The 21,555-nt window shown below is 67.4% G+C and carries 17 protein-coding genes and 1 riboswitch; of the genes, 6 read left to right on the top strand and 11 right to left on the bottom strand.

The window, feature by feature from the left end:
- Window positions 1–36: 36 nt before the first annotated feature.
- The 6 genes from ACZY08_RS27645 to ACZY08_RS27620 all read left to right on the top strand — a co-directional run bounded on the left by ACZY08_RS27645 (window position 37) and on the right by ACZY08_RS27620 (window position 9,753).
- Window positions 37–1,473, top strand: coding sequence for a GuaB1 family IMP dehydrogenase-related protein (locus ACZY08_RS27645; RefSeq protein WP_463747798.1), 1,437 nt, complete (start codon window positions 37–39; stop codon window positions 1,471–1,473).
- A 229-nt stretch (window positions 1,474–1,702) separates the two neighbouring features.
- Window positions 1,703–3,070 carry a hemolysin family protein gene (locus ACZY08_RS27640; RefSeq protein ID WP_463747797.1) on the top strand — a complete coding sequence of 456 codons (1,368 nt, stop codon included), beginning with the start codon at window positions 1,703–1,705 and terminating at the stop codon, window positions 3,068–3,070.
- Window positions 3,063–4,178 carry a hemolysin family protein gene (locus ACZY08_RS27635; RefSeq protein ID WP_463747796.1) on the top strand — a complete coding sequence of 372 codons (1,116 nt, stop codon included), beginning with the start codon at window positions 3,063–3,065 and terminating at the stop codon, window positions 4,176–4,178. The genes ACZY08_RS27640 and ACZY08_RS27635 overlap by 8 nt, the downstream gene beginning before the upstream one ends.
- Before the next feature lie 75 nt (window positions 4,179–4,253).
- Complete coding sequence (locus tag ACZY08_RS27630; RefSeq protein ID WP_463747795.1) at window positions 4,254–5,180, top strand: 3-methyladenine DNA glycosylase; 927 nt, start codon at window positions 4,254–4,256, stop codon at window positions 5,178–5,180.
- 78 nt (window positions 5,181–5,258) lie between these two features.
- Window positions 5,259–7,493: a malate synthase G gene (locus tag ACZY08_RS27625; RefSeq protein WP_463747794.1), complete on the top strand. Its 2,235-nt coding sequence runs from the start codon at window positions 5,259–5,261 to the stop codon at window positions 7,491–7,493.
- A 55-nt stretch (window positions 7,494–7,548) separates the two neighbouring features.
- A complete protein-coding gene (locus ACZY08_RS27620; protein WP_463747793.1) occupies window positions 7,549–9,753 on the top strand; it encodes a substrate-binding domain-containing protein in 2,205 nt (734 codons plus the stop codon).
- 111 nt (window positions 9,754–9,864) lie between these two features.
- Here the strand turns inward: ACZY08_RS27620 and gcvP are convergent, their stop codons facing one another.
- The 11 genes from gcvP to secA2 form a co-directional block, all read right to left on the bottom strand.
- Complete coding sequence (gcvP, locus tag ACZY08_RS27615; RefSeq protein ID WP_463747792.1) at window positions 9,865–12,696, bottom strand: aminomethyl-transferring glycine dehydrogenase; 2,832 nt, start codon at window positions 12,694–12,696, stop codon at window positions 9,865–9,867.
- 154 nt (window positions 12,697–12,850) lie between these two features.
- Window positions 12,851–12,949, bottom strand: a riboswitch (glycine riboswitch).
- Between the two features lie 106 nt (window positions 12,950–13,055).
- A complete protein-coding gene (locus ACZY08_RS27610; RefSeq protein WP_166905050.1) occupies window positions 13,056–13,676 on the bottom strand; it encodes a MerR family transcriptional regulator in 621 nt (206 codons plus the stop codon).
- A 246-nt stretch (window positions 13,677–13,922) separates the two neighbouring features.
- Window positions 13,923–14,420 (bottom strand): bifunctional nuclease family protein, encoded by a 498-nt coding sequence (locus ACZY08_RS27605; RefSeq protein ID WP_463747791.1) that lies wholly within the window; start codon window positions 14,418–14,420, stop codon window positions 13,923–13,925.
- A gap of 110 nt (window positions 14,421–14,530) precedes the next feature.
- Window positions 14,531–15,289 (bottom strand): transcriptional regulator FtsR, encoded by a 759-nt coding sequence (gene ftsR / locus ACZY08_RS27600; protein ID WP_463747790.1) that lies wholly within the window; start codon window positions 15,287–15,289, stop codon window positions 14,531–14,533.
- Window positions 15,290–15,292: 3 nt separating this feature from the next.
- Window positions 15,293–15,772: a glycogen accumulation regulator GarA gene (garA, locus tag ACZY08_RS27595; RefSeq protein WP_166905047.1), complete on the bottom strand. Its 480-nt coding sequence runs from the start codon at window positions 15,770–15,772 to the stop codon at window positions 15,293–15,295.
- Window positions 15,773–15,961: 189 nt separating this feature from the next.
- On the bottom strand, window positions 15,962–16,357 hold the full coding sequence (gene gcvH, locus ACZY08_RS27590) for a glycine cleavage system protein GcvH (RefSeq protein ID WP_463747789.1): 396 nt from the start codon (window positions 16,355–16,357) through the stop codon (window positions 15,962–15,964).
- Between the two features lie 48 nt (window positions 16,358–16,405).
- Window positions 16,406–17,158 carry a DUF881 domain-containing protein gene (locus tag ACZY08_RS27585; protein WP_463747907.1) on the bottom strand — a complete coding sequence of 251 codons (753 nt, stop codon included), beginning with the start codon at window positions 17,156–17,158 and terminating at the stop codon, window positions 16,406–16,408.
- Window positions 17,159–17,282: 124 nt separating this feature from the next.
- Window positions 17,283–17,615: a small basic family protein gene (locus ACZY08_RS27580; RefSeq protein ID WP_036449743.1), complete on the bottom strand. Its 333-nt coding sequence runs from the start codon at window positions 17,613–17,615 to the stop codon at window positions 17,283–17,285.
- Between the two features lie 28 nt (window positions 17,616–17,643).
- The gene (locus tag ACZY08_RS27575; protein ID WP_463747788.1) at window positions 17,644–18,543 is read right to left on the bottom strand and encodes a DUF881 domain-containing protein; all 900 of its coding nucleotides are present in this window, start codon (window positions 18,541–18,543) and stop codon (window positions 17,644–17,646) included.
- Window positions 18,540–19,172, bottom strand: coding sequence for a CDP-alcohol phosphatidyltransferase family protein (locus ACZY08_RS27570; protein ID WP_463747787.1), 633 nt, complete (start codon window positions 19,170–19,172; stop codon window positions 18,540–18,542). Before ACZY08_RS27570 ends, ACZY08_RS27575 begins: the two co-directional genes overlap by 4 nt.
- A gap of 9 nt (window positions 19,173–19,181) precedes the next feature.
- Window positions 19,182–21,539: an accessory Sec system translocase SecA2 gene (secA2, locus tag ACZY08_RS27565; protein WP_463747786.1), complete on the bottom strand. Its 2,358-nt coding sequence runs from the start codon at window positions 21,537–21,539 to the stop codon at window positions 19,182–19,184.
- Window positions 21,540–21,555 lie beyond the last annotated feature (16 nt).

Here is a 21,555-nt window from a genome sequence, read left to right as displayed (position 1 = left end):
GCTCGGCGGAGGAACCGCGCCACTAGACTCGTGGGCGTGAGATTCCTGAACGGGCACATCCCGCCGTACGACCTGACCTACAACGACGTCTTCGTCGTCCCCGGCCGGTCGGATGTGGCATCGCGGTTCGACGTGGATCTGTCCACCAACGACGGATCCGGCACCACCATCCCGGTGGTGGTGGCCAATATGACGGCGGTGGCAGGCCGGCGCATGGCCGAGACCATCGCGCGTCGCGGCGGCATCGTGGTGCTGCCGCAGGACCTGCCGAGCACCGTGGTGGCCGACACCGTTCAGTTCGTCAAGAGCCGCGACCTCGTGGTGGACACACCGGTGACGCTGAGCCCCGACGACTCGGTGTCCGACGCCGCGGCGTTGCTGCACAAGCGTGCCCACGGCGCCGCGGTGGTGGTGTTCGAGGGACGCCCGATCGGACTGGTGACCGAGGCCAGCTGCGCCGGTGTGGACCGGTTCGCCCGGATCCGCGACGTCGCGGTGTCCGACTTCGTCACCGCGCCGGTCGGCACCGACCCGAAACAGGTGTTCGACCTCCTCGAGCACGCACCGCACGATCTCGCGGTGCTCACGGCGACAGACGGCTCCCTGGCCGGGGTTCTGACCCGCACCGCAGCGGTGCGGGCCGGCATCTACACCCCGGCCGTCGACGCCGCCGGACGACTCCGCGTCGCCGCGGCCGTCGGGATCAACGGCGACGTCGGGTCCAAGGCCCGGGCACTGGCGGAGGCCGGGGCGGACCTGCTGGTCATCGACACCGCACACGGTCATCAACTCAAGATGCTCGACGCAATCAAGCAGGTGGCATCGCTGGACCTCGGCCTGCCGCTGGCAGCGGGCAACGTGGTCTCGGCCGAGGGCACCCGCGACCTCATCGAAGCCGGCGCCTCGATCGTCAAGGTCGGGGTGGGCCCCGGCGCGATGTGCACCACCCGGATGATGACCGGCGTGGGACGCCCCCAGTTCTCCGCTGTAGTCGAATGTGCTGCTGCGGCAAAGGAACTCGGTGCACACGTGTGGGCGGACGGCGGGGTCCGGCACCCGCGGGACGTGGCACTGGCGCTGGCCGCCGGCGCCGCCAACGTGATGATCGGCTCCTGGTTCGCCGGAACCTATGAATCCCCCGGCGACCTGCTGCACGACCGGGAGGAACGGCCGTACAAGGAGAGCTACGGCATGGCCTCCAAACGTGCGGTGGCCGCCCGTACCGCCGGGGACAGCCCGTTCGACCGCGCCCGCAAGGCCCTGTTCGAGGAGGGCATCTCGTCCTCGCGGATGAGCCTCGACCCGGGCCGCGGCGGGGTCGAGGATCTACTCGACCACATCACCTCGGGGGTGCGCAGCACCTGCACCTACGTCGGGGCCACCAACATCACCGAACTGCACGAGAAAGTAGTGCTGGGCGTGCAATCGGCCGCCGGTTTCGCCGAGGGCCATCCGCTGCCGACCGGTTGGTGACCGCGTTACTATTGGGGTTCTGAGTATCAGAGTGGACGGTCGGACATTGCCCGGTCGTCCGCTTTGTCAGATCGAACGAAAGGGTTCACGTGCCGCAGGCACCCACCGAGGCCTCCGGTTCTGAACCGGCCTTCGGGGTGGAACAGCAGTCACTTCTGAGCGCCGAAGCTGACGACCCCTCTCCTAGTCGGCCGGGCCCCGGGCCCGGCGTAGCACTGGTGAGGATGTGATGGGCAGCTCAACCGACCTGGTTTTGTCGTTGCTGTCGGTCCTGGCGATCGTCCTACTCACCTTCGGCACCGCGGTGTTCGTGGCCGCCGAGTTCTCGCTGACCGCACTGGAGCGCAGCACGGTCGAGGCCAATGCCCGCACCGGCGACCGCCGCGACCAACTGGTCCGCCGCGCCCACCGCACCCTGTCGTTCCAGCTCTCGGGCGCCCAGGTGGGCATCTCGATCACCACTCTGGCCACCGGTTACCTCGCCGAACCCGTGGTCGGAGAACTGATCCGCCCCGGCCTGGATGCCATCGGCATACCGGCCAGATTCGCCGGCGGTCTGTCCCTGTTCCTCGCGATCCTCATCGCGACATCGCTGTCGATGGTGTTCGGCGAGCTCGTGCCCAAGAACCTGGCGGTGGCCCGCCCGGTCCCGACAGCGCGTGCGGCTGCCCCGTTCCAGCTGCTGTTCTCGATGCTGTTCACCCCGGTCATCCGGCTGACCAACGGCTCGGCCAACTGGATCGTCCGCCGCCTCGGCGTCGAGCCCGCCGAGGAACTGCGCTCGGCACGCTCGGCCCAGGAGCTGGCATCGCTGGTCCGGAATTCGGCCCGCAGCGGGTCACTCGATCCCACCACCGCGCTGCTGGTGCACCGCTCGCTGCAGTTCGGTGAGCGCACCGCCGAGGAACTGATGACTCCGCGCTCCAAGATCGAGGTGCTCGACGCCGGCGATTCGGTGACCGACCTGATGTCCGCTGCGATCCGCACCGGGTACTCGCGGTTCCCCATCGTCGAGGGCGACCTCGACGAGACGATCGGCGTCGTCCACGTCAAGCAGGTGTTCTCGGTACCGCGCGAGGACCGGGACCGGACCCGGCTGGCCGCGCTGGCGCTGCCGGTGGCCACCGTGCCGTCCACTCTCGACGGCGATGCCGTGATGACCCAGATCCGGGCCAACGGGTTGCAGACCGCACTCGTGGTCGACGAGTACGGCGGCACCGCGGGCATCGTGACGGTCGAGGACCTGATCGAGGAGATCGTCGGCGACGTGCGTGACGAGCATGACGATGCGACCCCCGACGTGGTGCCGGCCGGGGCCGGCTGGCAGGTATCCGGGCTCCTGCGTATCGACGAGGTGGCGACCGGCACCGGGTTCCGTGCCCCCGAGGGCGAATACGAGACGATCGGCGGACTGGTCCTGCAGGAGCTCGGCCACATACCGGAGACCGGTGAATCCGTGGAGCTCACCGCGTTCGACCCGGACGGTGATCCGGACAAACCGACCAGATGGCTGGCCACGGTGGTGCGGATGGACGGGCGCCGGATCGATCTGCTCGAGTTGACCAACCTCGGCAACCGGGAGGACGGCCATGGGTGACATCCTCGGTGTGCTGCTGACGGTGCTGCTGCTGGCCGCCAACGCGTTCTTCGTGGCGGCGGAGTTCGCGTTGATCTCGGCCCGCCGGGACCGGCTACAGGCGCTCGCCGAGCAGGGCAAGCGCAGCGCTGTGACGGTCATCCGGGCCGGCGAACACCTGTCGCTGATGCTGGCCGGCTCCCAGCTGGGCATCACGATCTGCTCGATCCTGCTGGGCCGGGTGGGCGAACCCGCCGTCGCCCATCTGCTGGAGAAACCATTCGCGCTGATCGGCGTGTCCGACGCCGTCCTGCACACGGTCTCGTTCTTCATCGCCCTGGCCATCGTGGTCACCCTGCACGTGCTGCTCGGCGAGATGGTGCCGAAGAACATCGCCATCGCGGGCCCCGAGACTGCCGCGATGCTGTTGGTCCCGCCGTATCTGGTGTACATCCGTGCCGCCAAGCCGTTCATCGCCTTCTACAACTGGTGCGCCAACACCACCCTGCGCGCGTTCCGGGTCGAACCGGTTGACGAACTGGCCTCAGCCGTGTCGACGGTCGAGTTGTCGGAGATGATCGCCGAATCGGTGTCCGAAGGCCTGCTCGACACCGAGGAGCACGGCCGCTTGACACGGGCCCTGCAAACCCGCAGCCGCACGGTCAACGACGTTGCGATGCCGTTGAACGAAATTCATGCGATACCCGTTGCCGCCGAAGGCAGCGGGCCGACCGTGGGGGCGGTCGAGCAGGCCCTCACCGAGACCGGCTACTCCCGCTTCCCGGTGACCGATACGTCGGGGACAGTCATCGGATACCTGCACATCAAGGATGTGCTGCCGAAGATCAGCGACCCCGACGCGGTGCTGGACGTGTCGATGGTGCGGCCGCTGCCCCGGGTCCCCGCCTCGTTGCCGCTGCCCGACGCACTGTCCCGGATGCGACGCAGCAACAGTCACCTCGCGCTGGTGGTCGAGGAAGAGGATGAGCACGGCGAGGAACCTGAGCGCGCTGACGGTGTGGACGAGCATGACCGAGAGGTGTCCGGGACCGTCACCGCGATGGTCGCCCTGGAGGACCTGGTCGAAGACCTGGTCGGAACGGTGCGCGACGGCACGCACCGCATCTGACCTGTCGGACTGTCGCCCGGTTTGATCGGTAGGCTCGAGCCGCACACCGGCGACGGGCCACCTGGTGGAGGAGACATGGAAGGACACGCTGGATCTGACGCGGCCCGGCTGACCCTTCCGGGGATCGCCGACGCCGAGCAGGTTCTGGCCGCCCCGGAGTGGGCTGCACGGGCAGAATCACACCGGCGCCGGACCGACGACTTCCTCACACCGCACGTGCGCCGGCGACACGCCGGTGAGCCGCACCCGGTATGGGATTTCCTGTTCACCTACTACAGCCTTCGCCCCCGCCAGCTACGTCAATGGCATCCAGGCTTCGGGGTGGTGCTCGCCGGCGACGGGTCCGGCGCGTATCTGCGCCGCACCGGTTACGGCCCGCACGCGCACGGCGTGACGGTGCGGGACGACTACCTGCGCTCCCGTATCGAGACCGTCCGATTCGTGGCCCGGTTGATGCGTGCGACCGCGACGCGGGCACCCCGGATGAACTGCTTCGGACTGCACGAGTGGGCCATGGTCTATCGGGCCCCTCAGCTGCGCCACGACCAGGTTCCGCTGCGGCTGGGCGGCGCCGGCACCGATGCCGTTGTCGAGTCAATGCCGTTGCGGTGCACCCACTTCGATGCGTTTCGCTTTTTCACCGACGCCGCGGTGGGCCGCAACGACCGGCAACTGAGCCGGGAGCAGCAGCTCGACGCCGAGCAGCCCGGCTGCATCCACGCCGCCATGGACACCTACAAGTGGGCGTACAAACTGGGCCCGCTGGTGCCGTCGGAGTTGGTGATGGACGCACTCGATCTGGCCGCCGACGCGCGGGCACTCGACATGTGTGCCAGCCCATACGACTTGAGGCGCTATGGTTTCGAGCCGATCGCCATCGAAACACCGGCCGGGCGTGCCGAATACGTCAGGGCCCAACAGCGCATCGCCGAGCGGGCGGCTCCACTGCGGGTCACTCTGGCAAACCGGTGTGAGCTGTTGCTCACCAAGCTGGACGGCTGAAAGGCCGACGTTACCAATGGGTAAGCTGGATAAACGGCAGGCATCGCACGGTGCCTGGAGCCGAGGGAGGAAACGCGCATGACCAATCGCGTGACTGTCGGAAACCTGCGCGTCGCGCAGGTGCTGCACGACTTCATCACGAACGAGGCACTGCCGGGCACCGGCGTCGACCCGGACAGCTTCTGGTCCGGCGTGGACAAGGTCGTCGCTGACCTCACCCCGAAGAACCAGGACCTGCTGGCCCGTCGCGACGATCTGCAGGCGCAGATCGACAAGTGGCACCGCGCGCATGTGCTCGAGCCGGTCGACCCCGAGGCCTACAAGCAGTTCCTCACCGATATCGGCTACCTGCTGCCCGAGCCCGCCGACTTCACCGTCACCACTTCCGGCGTCGACGACGAGATCACCTCGACCGCCGGCCCGCAGCTCGTGGTGCCGATCCTCAACGCCCGCTTCGCGCTCAATGCCGCCAACGCCCGGTGGGGCTCGCTCTATGACGCGCTGTACGGCACGGACGTCATCAGCGAGGAAGACGGCGCCGAGAAGGGATCCGGCTACAACCGGATCCGCGGTGACAAGGTGATCGCCTACGCGCGCAACTTCCTGGACGAGGCCGCGCCGCTGGCCGCAGGCTCCTGGAGCGACGCCACGGGACTCAAGATCGTCCAAGAAGACGGGGCCGGCCAGTTGCTGGTCGAGTACGGCGATGACCTCAGTACCGGTCTGGCCACCCCCGAGCAGTTCGTCGGCTACACCGGTGAGCTGGGCGAGCCCCAGTGGTCGGTGCTGCTGGCCAACCACGGCCTGCACATCGAGATCCTGATCGACCCCGACTCCCCCATCGGTTCGACCGACGCCGCAGGCATCAAGGATGTCGTGCTGGAATCCGCGATCACCACGATCATGGACTTCGAGGACTCCGTGGCCGCCGTCGACGCCGACGACAAGGTGCTCGGCTACCGCAACTGGCTGGGCCTGAACCGCGGCGACCTGGCCGAAGAGGTCAGCAAGGGCGGCAAGTCCTTCACCCGTGTCCTCAACCCCGACCGCACCTTCACCACCCCGGACGGCGAGGGCGAGCTGACCCTGCCCGGCCGCAGCCTGCTGTTCGTCCGCAACGTCGGACACCTGATGACCAACGACGCCATCGTCTTCGACAATGATGGGGTGGACGGCGCCGAAGTTCCCGAGGGCATTCAGGACGCGCTGTTCACCGGCCTGATCGCCATGCACGGATTGAAGGATGCCGCCGACAACGACGGAGCCAACGGTCCGCTGAAGAACAGCCGCACCGGCTCTGTCTACATCGTCAAGCCCAAGATGCACGGACCCGAAGAGGTCGCCTTCACCTGCGAGTTGTTCGGCCGCGTCGAAGACGTGCTCGGCCTGCCGGGTGGCACCCTCAAGGTCGGCATCATGGACGAGGAACGTCGCACCACGGTCAACCTGAAGGCCGCCATCTCGGCCGCCGCCGACCGCGTGGTGTTCATCAACACCGGCTTCCTGGACCGCACCGGCGACGAGATCCACACCTCGATGGAGGCCGGCCCGATGATCCGCAAGGGCGCCATGAAGGCCCAGCCGTGGATCAAGGCCTACGAGGACAACAACGTCGACGTCGGTCTGGCGACCGGTCTGGCCGGTAAGGCGCAGATCGGCAAGGGCATGTGGGCCATGACCGATCTGATGGCCGACATGGTCGAGCAGAAGATCGGCCAGCCGAAGGCCGGCGCCACCACCGCGTGGGTGCCCTCACCGACCGCGGCCACCCTGCACGCGATGCACTACCACCAGGTGGACGTCGAGGCGGTGCAGAAGGAGCTGACCGGCAAGAAGCGCGCCACGATCGAGGAACTGCTGACGATCCCGCTCGCGGACTCCTCGTTGACCTGGTCACCGGAGGAGATCCACGAAGAGGTGGACAACAACTGCCAGTCGATCCTGGGCTACGTGGTCCGCTGGATCGACGCCGGCGTCGGCTGCTCGAAGGTGCCCGACATCCACAACATCGCGCTGATGGAAGACCGCGCCACCCTGCGGATCTCCAGCCAGCTGCTGGCCAACTGGCTGCGTCACGGCGTCATCACCGAAGAGGACGTCAAGGCCAGCCTGCGCCGGATGGCCGCCGTCGTCGACGAGCAGAACGCCGGGGACCCCGACTACCTGCCGATGGCGCCCAACCCGGATGCCAGCATCGCGTTCGGCGCAGCCCAGGAGCTGATCCTGTCCGGAGCCCAGCAGCCCAACGGCTACACCGAGCCGATCCTGCACCGGCGCCGCCGCGAGTTCAAAGCGAGCATCGCCGGGAAGTGATTAGACTTCGGCGGGTCCGGATGACTAGTCGGCGCGAGACGTACAGGGGTTAGGAATGGGCAGGCACAGCATTCCCGACCCTGAGGATGCGCCCGACGAGCCCGAGCACGGGCACGTCGGGGACTCCGGTTACCGGGACGATTACGAACGTCCCCGTGACGAGCAGTCACCGTACGCCGGAGACGAATTCGACCTGCCCGGGCGTCAGCCCGATCGTGGCTACCGGGATGCACCCGGGTACCGGGCCGAGCCCGACTACCGCGCACCCCAGTACGCCGACGGGGACGACGACTACGAATCGGACTATCACGATTCCGAGTACGCCGACTATGACGAAACGGATTACGTCGAGGAAGACGCGTACGACGACGATTACGTCGACGGATACCGCGACAACTACTCCGACGACTACGACGCGGGGTTCGCCGACGATCAGCCGACCGCCCAGTTCGGCGCGGTGGGCGAACCGCCGCCGCCGTCCGGCCCGTCCGGCCGCCAGCACGGCGGGGACTGGGACGGCGGTGAGTGGACGGGCAGCCATCGCGCAGTGGAATCCGGCCGACGCGGTGTCAGCGTCAGTGTGATCGTCGCACTGGTCACGGTGGTGGGCGTGGTCGGCGCGGTGATCCTGTGGAAGTTCTTCGGCGATGTCCTCGCCGGCCGCAGCGATGCTGCGGCCGCACGCTGCGTCGACGGCGAACTCGGCGTCGCCGTCATCGCCGACCCGACGATCTCGACACACATCGAAGGACTGGCCAACGCGTACAACGAGTCGGTCAGTCCGGTCGGTGATCGCTGCGTCAAGGTGCGCGTGCAGTCCGCCGAATCCGACCGTGTGGTCGGCGGTTTCGCCAACACATGGCCCAGCGAACTCGGCGACCGTCCGGCGCTGTGGATTCCGGCGAGCGGCATCGCCGAGGCGCGACTGGAGGCGACTGCGGGAGCCAAGACTGTCAGCGACAGCCGATCGCTGGTCACCTCACCGGTCCTGCTGGCGGTCCGCCCGCAGCTCAAGGACGCACTGGCACAACAGACCTGGGCTACGCTGCCGCAACTTCAGAGCAGCCCGGCCGCGATGAATGCGCTCAAGCTGCCCGGGTGGGGCACGCTGAAACTGGCACTGCCGACCCACAGCAACGGCGATGCCGCCCCGCTCGTCGCCGAGGCCGTCGCCGCGGCAACGGCTCCGTCGGGCGCGCCGGCGACCTCCGGCATGAGCGGCGTGAACACGCTCTTCCACGGCCAGCCCAAACTCGACGACTCCGAGCTGGGAGGCGCCCTGGACGCGTTGCTCAACGCCTCCGACGCGGCGACCGCGCCGGTACACGCCGTGGCCACCACCGAGCAGCAACTGTTCCTGCGGGCCACGTCGGTCGACAACGTCAAATCCTCGCTGGCCGGCTGGCTGCCGCCGGGTCCCACCGCCACCGCCGACTATCCGACGGTGCTGCTGGCCGGGGACTGGCTGGAGAAGGAACAGATCACCGCGGCCAGCGAGTTCGCCCGCTATCTGCGCAAGCCCGAGCAACTCGCCGAGCTCGCCAAGGTGGGATTCCGTGCCGAGGGAACGTCGCCGCCGTCCAGCGATGTCACGACTTTCAGCCAGCTCGCCGCACCGTTGTCGGTCGGTGACAACGCCATGCGGGTGACGCTGGCCAACGCCACGGCCACACCGTCGGGAAACCCTGCGGTCACGATCATGCTCGACCAGTCGATGCCGACCGAGGAGGGCGGCAAGTCACGGCTGGCCAACGTCGTGGCAGCGCTCGACAGCCGGCTCAAGGCATTGCCCGATACCGCAGCAGTCGGCCTGTGGACCTTTGACGGCACCGAGGGCCGCTCGGAGGTCTCGACCGGGCCGTTGGCCGAGCCGGTCAACGGGCAGCGGCGCTCCGATGCGCTGACCTCGACGCTCGACGAGCAGTCCGCCTCGGGCGGCGGCGCGGTGTCGTTCACCACGCTACGAATGCTCTACAACGAAACGCTGTCGAAATATCGTGAGGGCCAGAGCAATTCGATCCTGCTGATCACCACGGGACCCCACACCGATCAGAGTCTGGACGGGGCCGGGCTGCAGGATTTCATCCGCGGCGCATTCGACCCCGCGCGTCCAGTCGCAGTCAACGTGATCGACTTCGGCAGTGGCTCGGACCGGGCCACGTGGGAGGCCGTCGCGCAGGCCAGCAGCGGCACTTACCAACATCTCTCCAGCTCGGCCTCACCCGAACTGGCCGGCGCTGTCAACTCGATGCTGGGTTGATCCGGCGCGGGTGATTCGCCGCGTGTTCCACGGCGCGCGCCGCTTTCTACCCCAGGGTCGTTCGGAGCGATCGTGCACAGCCCCGGGGTAGAAACCGACGCGAGAAACGGCTCAGGCGAACGCTTCGACCGGCGGGCAGGAGCACACCAGGTTCCGGTCGCCGTACGCGCCGTCGATCCGACGGACGGGCGGCCACACCTTGGGACGGAACCCCTTGCCCAACGGGTAAGCGGCCTGTTCGCGGGTGTAAGGGTGATCCCAGTCGGCTACCAGCAGGCACTCGGCGGTGTGCGGGGCACCACGCAACGGGTTGTCGTCAACCGGCCACTCCCCCGAGCCGACCCGGTCGATCTCGCCCCGGATGGCGATCATCGCGTCACAGAACGCGTCGACCTCGGTCAGGCTCTCGCTCTCGGTCGGCTCGACCATCAACGTGCCGGCAACCGGGAAGCTCATGGTCGGTGCATGGAAACCGTAGTCCGCGAGCCGCTTTGCCACATCATCCACGGTCACGCCGGTGTCCTTGGTGATCCCGCGCAGATCCAGGATGCACTCGTGGGCGACCATGCCGTTCTCCCCCGTGTAGAGCACCGGGTAGTACTCGTCGAGGCGGCGGGCCACATAGTTGGCCGACGCGATCGCGGTCAGCGTCGCCGCACGCAGGCCCGGGGCACCCATCATCCGGATGTAGGCCCAGGTGATCGGCAGGATCGACGCGGACCCGTATGGCGCCGCCGAGACGGTGTGCTCGTCGGGTAGCTCGTCGGCCAGCGGATGGCCGGGCAGGAACGGTGCCAGATGAGCGCGGACCGCAACCGGTCCGACGCCGGGGCCGCCGCCACCGTGCGGGATGCAGAACGTCTTGTGCAGGTTCAGATGGCTGACGTCACCGCCGAAGCGACCCGGACGAGCCAACCCGACCAGCGCGTTGAGGTTTGCGCCGTCCACGTAGACCTGTCCGCCCACGTCATGGACCGCCGCACAGATGTCGGCGACGTCGTGCTCGTAGACGCCGTGCGTCGACGGGTAGGTGATCATCAGCGCCGCAACCCGATCCGCGTGTTCGGCGATCTTCGCGCGCAGGTCGTCGAGGTCGACGTCGCCGTTCTCGCGGCAGGCCACCACCACGACGCGCATGCCGGCCAGTGCGGCCGAGGCGGCGTTGGTGCCGTGCGCGCTCGACGGGATCAGGCAGAGGTCGCGTTCGGTCTCGCCACGCGAGTCGTGATAGGCCTTGATCGCCAGCAGGCCGGCGTACTCCCCCTGGGAACCGGCGTTGGGCTGCAATGAGATCTGGTCGTAGCCGGTGATCCCGGTCAGCCAGTCCTGCAGGTCGGCGATCAGCTTGCGCAGGCCCGGATTGTCCGATGCCGGCGCGAACGGGTGCTGACGGCCGAACTCCGGCCAGGTGATCGGCTCCATCTCGGCGGCCGCATTCAGCTTCATCGTGCAGGAGCCCAGCGGAATCATGCTGCGGTCCAAGGCAATATCCTTGTCCGCCAGCATCCGGAGGTAGCGCATCATCTCGGTCTCGGTGCGATAGGAGTTGAATGCCGGATGCGTCAGGAACTCCGAGGTACGCGTAACAATGCCGGTGGCCACCGGCTCGGCCGGCGACACCCCGAATGCCTCCAGGACCGCGGCCACATGGGCTTCGGTGGTGACCTCGTCGCAGGACACCGACACGTGGTCGGCGTCGACACGCCACAGGTTGATTCCCTTGATCTTGGCGGCCGCGATCACAGCGTCGGCGCGTCCGGGGACCCGGGCCAGCACGGTGTCGAAGTACTCGTCGTGCACCACCGCGTCACCGAGTGCACCCGCGATCGCGGCGGCGTGGCCGTGCACGCGGCGGGCGATCGCGGTCAGCCCCTCGGCGCCGTGGTAGCTGGCGTACGTCGCCGCCATCACGGCCAACAGCACCTGCGCAGTACAGATGTTGCTGGTCGCCTTGTCCCGGCGGATGTGCTGCTCGCGGGTCTGCAGCGCCAGGCGGTAGGCCGGCGACCCGTCCGCGTCGACGGAGACACCGACCAACCGGCCCGGCAGCTGCCGGGCATGCTTGGCGTGCACTGCCAGATAGCCGGCGTGCGGACCGCCGAATCCCATTGGTACACCGAACCGTTGGCTGGTCCCGAAGGCGACGTCGGCGCCGACGTTGCCCGGCGGCTTGATCAACGTCAGCGCCAGCAGGTCGGCACCCACCGCAACCAGTGCGCCACGCTCATGAGAATCGGCGATCAGGCGCGTCCAATCCACGACGCGGCCACTCGCACCGGGCAGCTGCACGATGACGCCGAAGAACTCGCCCTCGGGAAGGCCCTGGCTGAGGTCCGTGGTGACGATCTCGATGCCGAGCGGCTGTGCGCGGGTCGCCAGCACGGCCGCGGTCTGCGCGTACACATCGGTGTCGACCAGCAGTCGGTTCGTCTTGGATTTGGTCGCGCGGTGCATCAGGGTCATCGCCTCGGCCGCGGCGGTGCCTTCGTCCAGCATCGAGGCGTTCGCCACCTCAAGTCCGGTCAGGTCGGACACCATGGTCTGGAAGTTGAGCAACACCTCGAGCCTGCCCTGGCTGATCTCGGGCTGATATGGGGTGTAGGCGGTGTACCAGGCGGGGTTCTCAAGAATGTTGCGCCGCAACACGGCGGGCGTGAAGGTGTCGAAGTAGCCCTGGCCGATCATCGAGACCGCGGTCGTGTTGGAATCGGCCAACGCACGCAGCTCGGCAAGTGACTGCTCTTCGGTGGCAGGCGCCGGCAGACCCTCCAGGCCCGGGGCGACCCCGTCGGAGGCCAGCGCGTCGAGAATGCCTGCCGGCAGCGCCTTCGCGGCGAGCTCGTCGAGGGATGCCACGCCGATCACTTCGAGCATGGTGGCAACGGCGGAGGCGTCGGGACCGATGTGACGATCGGCGAAACGCGATTGATGCTGGTCGGACACGACACTCTCCTGAGGCGCAGACGTGTTGAGACGTCGTAGGCGTCCCTCTCCCTCTGTCGTCGACCCGGTCCGGGCGCCTGAGAGATTCAGCCCCGGTACAGGACCTTTCCCCATGGGCGGGTGCCCACAGGGGCACCACTTTCCAGAGGCATCGGGGCCTGGCGCGGTCCTGGGTGCCTGAGAGGTTGACGGAGAGGTATTGCTCCTTCGGCGTCCGTGGCTGGCTGTCACGAAACTCTCCCGCGCGAGGGCGATGCGTCGGCAATTCTACCGGCCGCGCACCGGTATTCGCGAACGGACGCACAGGTACCCCGGAACCGTCGGCCCCGGGGTACTAGGTGTCTGCTTGCGGCGGGAACTCAGCCGATTTTGCGATCGCGGCTTTTGCGCCGCGACGCCAGCTCGTCCTCGGGTGACGCGATGGACTCGCCACCGTCGGCGCGCTCGCCCGGGAAGTCGGCGATGGTGCCGGTCAACTCACGCATGGCGCCGGACACCGCGATCCCGAACACGCCCTGACCGCCCTGCAGCAGATCCACGACCTCTTCGGCCGAGGTGCATTCGTAGACCGTGGTGCCATCGGAGAACAGGGTGATGTTGGCCAGATCCTGCACGCCGCGCTGGCGCAGGTGGTCGACGGCAACCCGGATGTTGTGCAACGAGATTCCGGTGTCCAGCAACCGCTTGACGATCTTGAGGACCAGGACGTCCTTGAACGAGTAGAGACGTTGGCTGCCCGAACCGGCCGCACCCCGGATGGATGGGACCACCAGGGAGGTGCGCGCCCAATAATCGAGCTGCCGGTAGGTGATGCCGGCGATCTGGCAGGCACTCGGACCGCGGTAACCGACGAGCTCGTCAGGCACCGAATCATCGGGGAACAGACCACCCTGCACGGGTTCGCCAGCCGGCCTGACAGGCGGCTCCGCGCCGCTCCCGGTAGCCAGATCCAGCTCTTCCTGCCGTGGCGTGTCACCCACTGTGAATCCTCTCGCCGATCGAACTCGCCCGCACCGTAGTGCCATGTCCCGCACCGTAGCCATCTCTTCTGCGGCGGTTTGCTGCGCGCTCGAATGTGTCGAGCATACGCTTCCCGCCGAGCCCTGATTGCTGGCTGCGATGAAAGTATGGCGCCCGATTTCCCGCCCGATTGACTCCCGCGCCGCGTGTCGACACCGATATGCCCAGTTGAGACGTATCCGTGACCTGCAAGGCGCGGGCGACGGTCATGTCGCCTTGAAGTCGTCCGGCGAAACGCTGTCCAGGAACTCCTTGAACTTCTCGACCTCGTCCTCAGGCACACCGCCGGTGCCGCCATCTTGATCGTTCTCGTCGGGAATCAGCAGGCCGGCCTCGGCGAGCACCGCTTCCTCGACATAGATCGGCACGCCGACACGCAGAGCGATCGCCACCGAGTCCGAAGGCCGGGCCGACACCGTGATGTCGCGGTCGAAGATCAGGTCGGCGTAGAACGTGCCTTCCTGAAGATCGACGATCCGCACCTCTTTGAGCGAATGCCCCAGGGCAGCAATGACATCTCGGATCAGGTCGTGAGTGAGCGGCCGGGTGGGCTCGACGCCCTGCTGTTCCAGGGCGATCGCGGCGGCCTCCGACTGCCCGATCCAGATCGGTAGGTACCGGTCACCGTTGGATTCCCGCAACAGCAACACGGGCTGGTTCTGCGGCTGCTCAACCCGAATGCCGACCACACGAACCTCAGCCATCTGCGCCTGCCCTCCGCACCGCCGTGCCGTTTCGTCGAATCTTCGTCCTTCGCCAGTTCGCTTCAGGGGTCCCGACTTAGACGAGCTGGCCGTCAAAACGAGTCTAGTCCTCAGCGATCCAGAACGTCGCGTACGGCGGACTTGATCAGTGACGTGTGGAGGGTGATCGCCAGTGCGGCCACTTCACGGGCCAGATCGTCGGCCCGATCGCGGGCACCGGCCTTGCCCGCCTTGCCCACCGGGCCGGCAATCTGGGCAATCAGGTCGGACTGCCGGTCTGCGGCGGACCGAAATGCCCGCAGATGCCTTGGCTCGACGCCATAGTCGCCCAGGGCTCGCGCACACTGGGCGATCACCACGGAATGTTCGTCGAAAAATCCGGCGGTCCCGGCCGTGATGATGCCGTTGCGGACCAACGCCCCGAGCATCTCCTCGTCGATGCCCGACCGGGCCAGCAGATCTTCACGCGACAGCCGGACCTGCGTCGGCGCCACCCCAGATATCCCGGCGGTGCCGTTCACCCCGTCGCCTCCGCGGTCTCCACCGTCGGACACCCCGACCAGGCGGGGCACCGTGTAGGCCGATTCGGCCTGCGGCAACTCACCGTCCGGCAGGGCGTCCAGCTGAGCCTTGATCACTTTCAACGGCAGGTACTGGTCGCGCTGGGCGGTGAGGATGAACCGCAACCGTGCGCAGTCGTACGCCGTGAACCGCCGGTACCCCGACGCGGTGCGCTGCGGTGCGACCAGTCCCTCGGCCTCGAGGAACCGGATCTTGGAGATGCTGACATCCGGAAAGTCGCCCCGCAGCAGGTCCAGCACTGCGCCGATCGACATCCCGGCCAGCGCAGGTCTGTCGGGGGCAGTCATCGGCTAGCTGGTCGGGCCGCTGTCGTCGTCAGATCGAGGGCCGGTGAGGAACACCAGGCGGAACTTCCCGATCTGCACCTCGTCGCCGTTGGCGAGCACCGCCGAATCGACCGGCTCGCGGTTGACGTACGTGCCGTTGAGGCTGCCGACATCGACAACCTGGAACTCGCCGCTCTCCAACCGGAACTCGGCGTGTCGACGGCTCACCGTCACGTCATCGAGAAAGATGTCGCTGTCCGGGTGACGTCCCGCCGACGTGGTCGGCTGATCGAGCAGGAAACGCGATCCGGCGTTCGGTCCACGCTTGACGACGAGCAATGCCGAACCCGCGGGCAGGCCCTCGACGCCGGAAACGGCGCCTTCGGTGCCAGCCGTTGCGGGCGCATCCAGTTCGTTCAAAAAGTCCGCGCGAAAAACCGATGTGGTTTCCACCGTCACGTCTTCCGACTGGTCGGCCCCCAAATTGCTGTCCTTTTCCGTCACCCGCTGCTCCTCACTGGCTGCTGTGGCGTTGGCCGGCGCGGCCCCAGCCCATCGTCGGTCTCACGTCGACCGTACCGCGCCTCAGGCATCATTGTGTCCACCACCGCCGGATCCGATGGGGAAGATATCTGCGCGCCGGGTACAGCCGAACCGGTCTCGGCGACCGGCCTTCGAAACCCTAACAATCTCTCACTCGGTCACAGCCGCGCGGTAGCCGTCCGCGTCGAGCAAACCAGCCAGAGCGCCCTCGAGCGCGCCGTCCTCGAGCCGCAGATCGACCAGCCAACCTTCGCCGTACGGGTCGGAGTTGACCAGCTGAGGGCTGCCGTCCAGATCACCGTTGACCGCAACGACTTTCGCCGCGACGGGAGCGTAGAGATCCGACACCGACTTGGTGGACTCGACCTCGCCGAACGCGTCGCCGGACGCCAGCTCGGCGCCGACGTCAGGCAGCTGGACGAACACCACATCGCCGAGGGCGGACTGCGCATAGTCGGTGATGCCGACGCGCACCGTGTTGTCACCGGTGCGCAACACCCACTCGTGCTCCGAGGTGTAGTACAGGTCGGCAGGAATCTCGCTCACGGCGCTCCTAAACAATTCGGGGAGTTGGTTGCTGTGCTCATTTGATGCTCACTTGACGGGCTGAGCGTATTGGCGCGGTTTCGGTTGTCGCAAGGCGGTGACGTCGACGCGCTCGGCTTGTTGTATCACCATCGTGCCGCCGACACGCTTGACACTGTCCATTGCCCCGCCGGGAATGTTCATCGCCGCCGCCAGTGTCGGCGGGTCCCCTATGGCCAGAACCGAATACGGTGGCCGCAGGGTCGCCTCGTCCACGGTCAGCGCCCCGGGGGCGCCCATGATCCAGGTGTCGATGCCGACCCGCACCGCGGACTGCTGGTCTCCGCTGCGGATCTCGATGGCCTCGGCGCCCGCCGCGCGCAGCTCGTTGATCACATCGAGCATGGTCTCGGCGGGTACCCCGGGCGCATTGTCTTCTATGGTGAGCGTCACTCCCGGACCCGTGGCGGCCACCGTCCCGATCTGGATGGACAGGGCCTCCAGCCGGGCCTGGGCATTCTCGATCGCGGCCTGATCGCTGCTGCCCGAGGCCTGCAGCTGCTGCAGCGTCCGCTGCAAGTCGGCCACCTCGGTATTGAGCGAGCCCTCGCGTTGCTGCAGAGAGTCCAGGAGCACCAGCAGATCCGCCGGACGCGCGGTCTCCAGCGAATCCCCCGACTCGTTCTGGCGAACCTGCGTGACGATCGCCATGCCGAGCAGGATGCACAACAACACCCCCAGGGCGCCGAACATCAACTGCGAACGGCCACGGCGCACGATCCGCAGATTCCGGAACCGGCGCGGCGAGACATCGGCCGGCATCTCATGGCGGCCGTGATGCTCGGGCTCGGTGTGGGCATCGGGCTCGGTGTCGGGCTGATCCGGCTCAGCCGGATCGTCCTTCTCTTCCTGCTCTTCCGGGGGCGGAGGCTCCGGTCCGGTCATGTCAGGCACCGAACAACCTCCGCCGCAGTGCGGCCGCGTTGCCGAATATCCGGATGCCGAGGACGACGATGATCGCCGTCGACAGCTGGGTACCGACCCCCAGCTGGTCACCGACGTACACGATCAACGCCGCCACCAACACGTTGAACACGAACGAGACCACGAACACCTTGGCGTCGAAGATGCGCTCCAGGTAGGCACGCAACCCACCGAACACCGCATCCAACGCCGCCACCACGGCGATCGGCAGGTACGGCTCGACGAAGTCGGGAACGCTGGGGTGGAACACCAACCCCAGCACGATCCCGACCACCAGTGCGACGATCCCGATCATCTAACGGTCCATCCTGTGCACGTCAGGCCTATCCAATCTGTTTGGCGAAGTTGACATCTCGCACCGACACCGCGGGCACGGTCAGGCCGTCACCGGCACTCACATTCACCCCTACCCCGTAGGAAGTCTCCAACAGCCGCAACCGTTGCAAACCCGGAGTGCGGTCGAAGGTGTCGGCCATCCCCTTCGGTGGTCCGATGGCCACAATGGCATACGGACTGGTGATCGGCTGATTGTCGACCAGAATTCCACCACCGGCCTGTCTGATCGTGACGCCGGCGCCGACCCGCACGCCACCTACCGAGACCGCCTCCGCGCCACTCGCCCACAGTGAATTCACCACCAACTGGAGGTCCCGGTCGAGAATGATCTGCTGACCGCCGGCAACTCGCTGTTTGGACACGTCACTCAGGTCCTTGGACAGGCCGGGGTCGGTGACCGTCACGGTCAGCCCGGGACCGATCATCGGGATGGCGGCGGCTTCGACGTTGGCGGTGTCCAGGCTGCCGAGCAAATGCTGGCCGTTCTCATCCATACCGAGCCGGCTACGCCGCTCGGCGTCCACCTGATCGACCAGTGCATCGCGTTGGGAGCTGGCCTCGTCGGCACCGATCTGAGCCGCGCGTACCCTCCCGGCCAGGGTGTGTTGGGCTTCGCGGGCCGCCGGCGCCGCCGTCTGGGCCTGGCCGGCAGCCACCGCGAACACCGTCGCGATCGCCCCCGCACCGACCACCAACCACCCGAAATCCCAGACTTTTCGGCGCGGCTTGTCACCGGCCTCACGGGCCGCGGCGGCCGCGGCGTAGCCGGGGTCGAGATGCTCCGACAGGAGCGACCGCAGCAGTGAGGGCAGCGGGATCCGCTTGGGCGCGTGGGCCTCATGGTCGTTGAGCCCGGCCCCCGACTCGTAACCACCCAGGGTGCTCATGCCCGTTTTACGGGGAGTTGTCGCACCACCATGCCCACCTGAACCAGATACAGCACCGCCGACCACAGATAGAGCGCCACACCCCACAGCAGGAAGGCCCATCCGCAGGCCAGCGCGACCCGACTCCACGTCGCGTCCCACTGGCCGAGCAGCACCCACGGGAAGGCCGACATCAGCGCGAAGGTGGCAGCCTTGCCCAGATACGTCACCGGCAGCGCGGTCAGTCCGCGGCGTCGCAATAGCGGCAGCGTGGCGGCGAGCAGGACATCGCGGCCCAGCAGGGTCAGCACCAACCACCACGGCACGACGTCGTACAGCGCCAGGGCGACCGGAACGGTGACCATGTAGATCCGGTCGACGAGTGGGTCGAGCAGTTCGCCGAGCCGCGACGACTGGTTGTCGACCAGGCGCGCGATCTTGCCGTCAGCCCAGTCGGAGAAGCCGCTGAACATCAGGATCGCGACGGCCCACCCGTTGGCGTGCGCACCGAACAGCAGCCACAGGAAAACCGGCACCAATACGAGGCGCAGCGCACTGAGCGCGTTGGGCACGGTCAGCACCCGATCCGACGAAGACGGTGCGGCCCGACTCGCTGCGCTCCTGCCCTCCGAAGCAGGCGCGGTGTCCATGTCTAGAACCTAGCGGAACACGCCCGGCAGGCTCAGCGCCGACATGGTGTCGTCGTTGAGCGGGTTGTCGTGGACCATGTACGTCCACGTCGACGTCGGCCGTGCCAGCTTGGACAGGTCGACACCGGGCTCGTCCTCGATGTCCTCCGCAGTGTCGAAGGTCTGCTGGGCGGCCTCGATGGCGTCGGCGGCCAGCGAGGCGAACGCGTCGACGGCCATCCGGTGGAACTCGTCGAGCGGGTTCTGCCGGCCCAACGCGCGCAGGTGGATGCTCTCGCGGATGTCGGCGAGGAACGCCAGGTGGTCGCACCAACCACGGTCGAGGTGGTAGAGCATGATCAACCGGCAGATCTTGGTCAGCTTCTCCTCGGCATCCTCACCAAACCCCTCGGCCAACTTCGCATACCGCTCCGGTGACCGCGCCTCGAGCTCCTTGCGTGCGGTATCGGTGCGCAGCAGGGTTTCGCGGCGCTCCACGATGATCGCGCGCTGCTGAGCGATGAGCTGGTTGTAGCGCCAGGTGTTGGCGTGCACATCGAGCAGCCTTCCCTCGGCGACCCGCTGCGCGTGGTCGAGCAATCCGGCCGCGTTGGATGCCGTGACCCGGCCGTCCTCGTCGGTTTCTCCTGGCAGCTTGGTTTCGTCGAGGTGGGCGGCCACCACCTCGTCCTCCCAGCTGGAGAAGAACACCGTAGAGCCCGGGTCGCCCTGGCGCCCGGCCCGCCCGCGCAACTGGTTGTCCAGACGTTCGGTGTGGTGCCGGCCCGTGCCGACCACGTGCAGCCCGCCGAGGTCGGCCACCTTCTCCTTGTCTGCCGAGTCGTCGCCCGCCTCGGACCCGCCCAGCCGGATGTCGGTGCCGCGACCGGCCATCTGCGTCGAGACCGTGACGGAGCCCAGCTTGCCCGCCTCGGCGATCACCGAGGCTTCTTCGGCATCGTTCTTGGCGTTGAGCACGACGGCGGGGACGCCCGCCTTGACCAGTCTGCGGTGCAGGTCTTCGGACTCGGCCACGTCGTGGGTGCCGACGAGTACCGGCTGCCCGGTTTCGTGCACCTCGGCGATGTGCTCGACGATGGCAAAGTTCTTGGCGGCCTCGGTGAGGTATACCCGGTCGGTCTCGTCCTCGCGGACGTTGGGCTTGTTCGGCGGAATCGGTGACACCCCGAGCTTGTAGAACTGGCGCAGCTGTTCGCCGGCGGCCAGCGCGGTACCGGTCATGCCGCACACGGTCGGATAACGGTTGATCAGCGCCTGCACCGTGATGGTGTCGAGGACCTCGCCGGTCTCGGTGGTCTCGATGCCTTCCTTGGCCTCGACGGCGGCCTGCAGGCCGTCCGGCCAGCGCTGCAGCGACGCGATACGTCCACGGGACGCGTTGATCAGGTGGACCGCGCCGTCCCGGACGATGTAGTGCACATCGCGCTGCAGCAGCACGTGCGCGTGCAGTGCGACGTTGACCTCGGTGAGGGTGGTGGCGACGTGCTCCTCCGAGTAGAGGTCGATATTGCCCAGCCGAGCCTCGAGCTTGCGGGCACCCGTCTCGGTGAGATGGACGTTGCGGTTGTCGTCGTCGGTCGCAAAATTCTCGGCGGAATCCGGCCCGCTGATCAGTTCCCCGACCATCCGGATGACCTCGACGCGCGGCTGCTCGCGATGGCTGGTGCCGGCGAGCACCAGCGGCACCAACGCCTCGTCGACCAGGACCGAGTCGGCCTCGTCGATGAGCGCCACGTCGGGATTCGGCGACACGAGGTCGGCGACGTCGGTGACCAGCTGGTCACGCAGGACGTCGAAGCCGATCTCGTTGACCGATGCGTAGGTGACGTCGCACTCGTAGGCGGTGCGGCGTTCTTCGGCCGTCGAGTCCTCGGTGATCCAGCCGACGGTCAGGCCGAGCGCCTCCAGCAGCGGGCCCATCCATTCCGCGTCGCGCTTGGCCAGATAGTCGTTGATGGTGATGACGTGCACGTGCCGGCCGCCGATGGCGTAGCCGGCGGCGGCGATCGCCCCGGACAGGGTCTTGCCCTCACCGGTGGCCATCTCGACGATGTCGCCGGCGAGCATGCGCAGCGCACCGAGCAGCTGTACGTCAAAGGGACGGAGGCCGGTCGTCCGGTCGGCGGCCTCCCGGGCGAGCGCCAGGAACTGCGGCATGTCGGCAGATGCGGCGAGGTCCTCCAGCTGAAGCAACTTGGCAGCCTTGGTGAGCTGCTCGTCGTCGAGTTTGGCAGCCTTGTCCTCGAACTCGGCTGCACCCTTGACCTCTGAGAGCGACCGGGCCTCGTTCCGCTCGGTACTGGCCCCCAGTAGCTTCCAGAACTTGCTGCTCAAGCGGCCCGGTTTGGCGCTGGACGTCTTCGGCACATGTTCACGGTACGCG

The sequence above is a fragment of the Mycobacterium sp. IDUB_9 genome, from assembly GCF_055419505.1.
The sequence above is the reverse complement of the archived record's forward strand: the minus strand, read 5'-3'. Positions and strand labels throughout refer to the sequence as shown.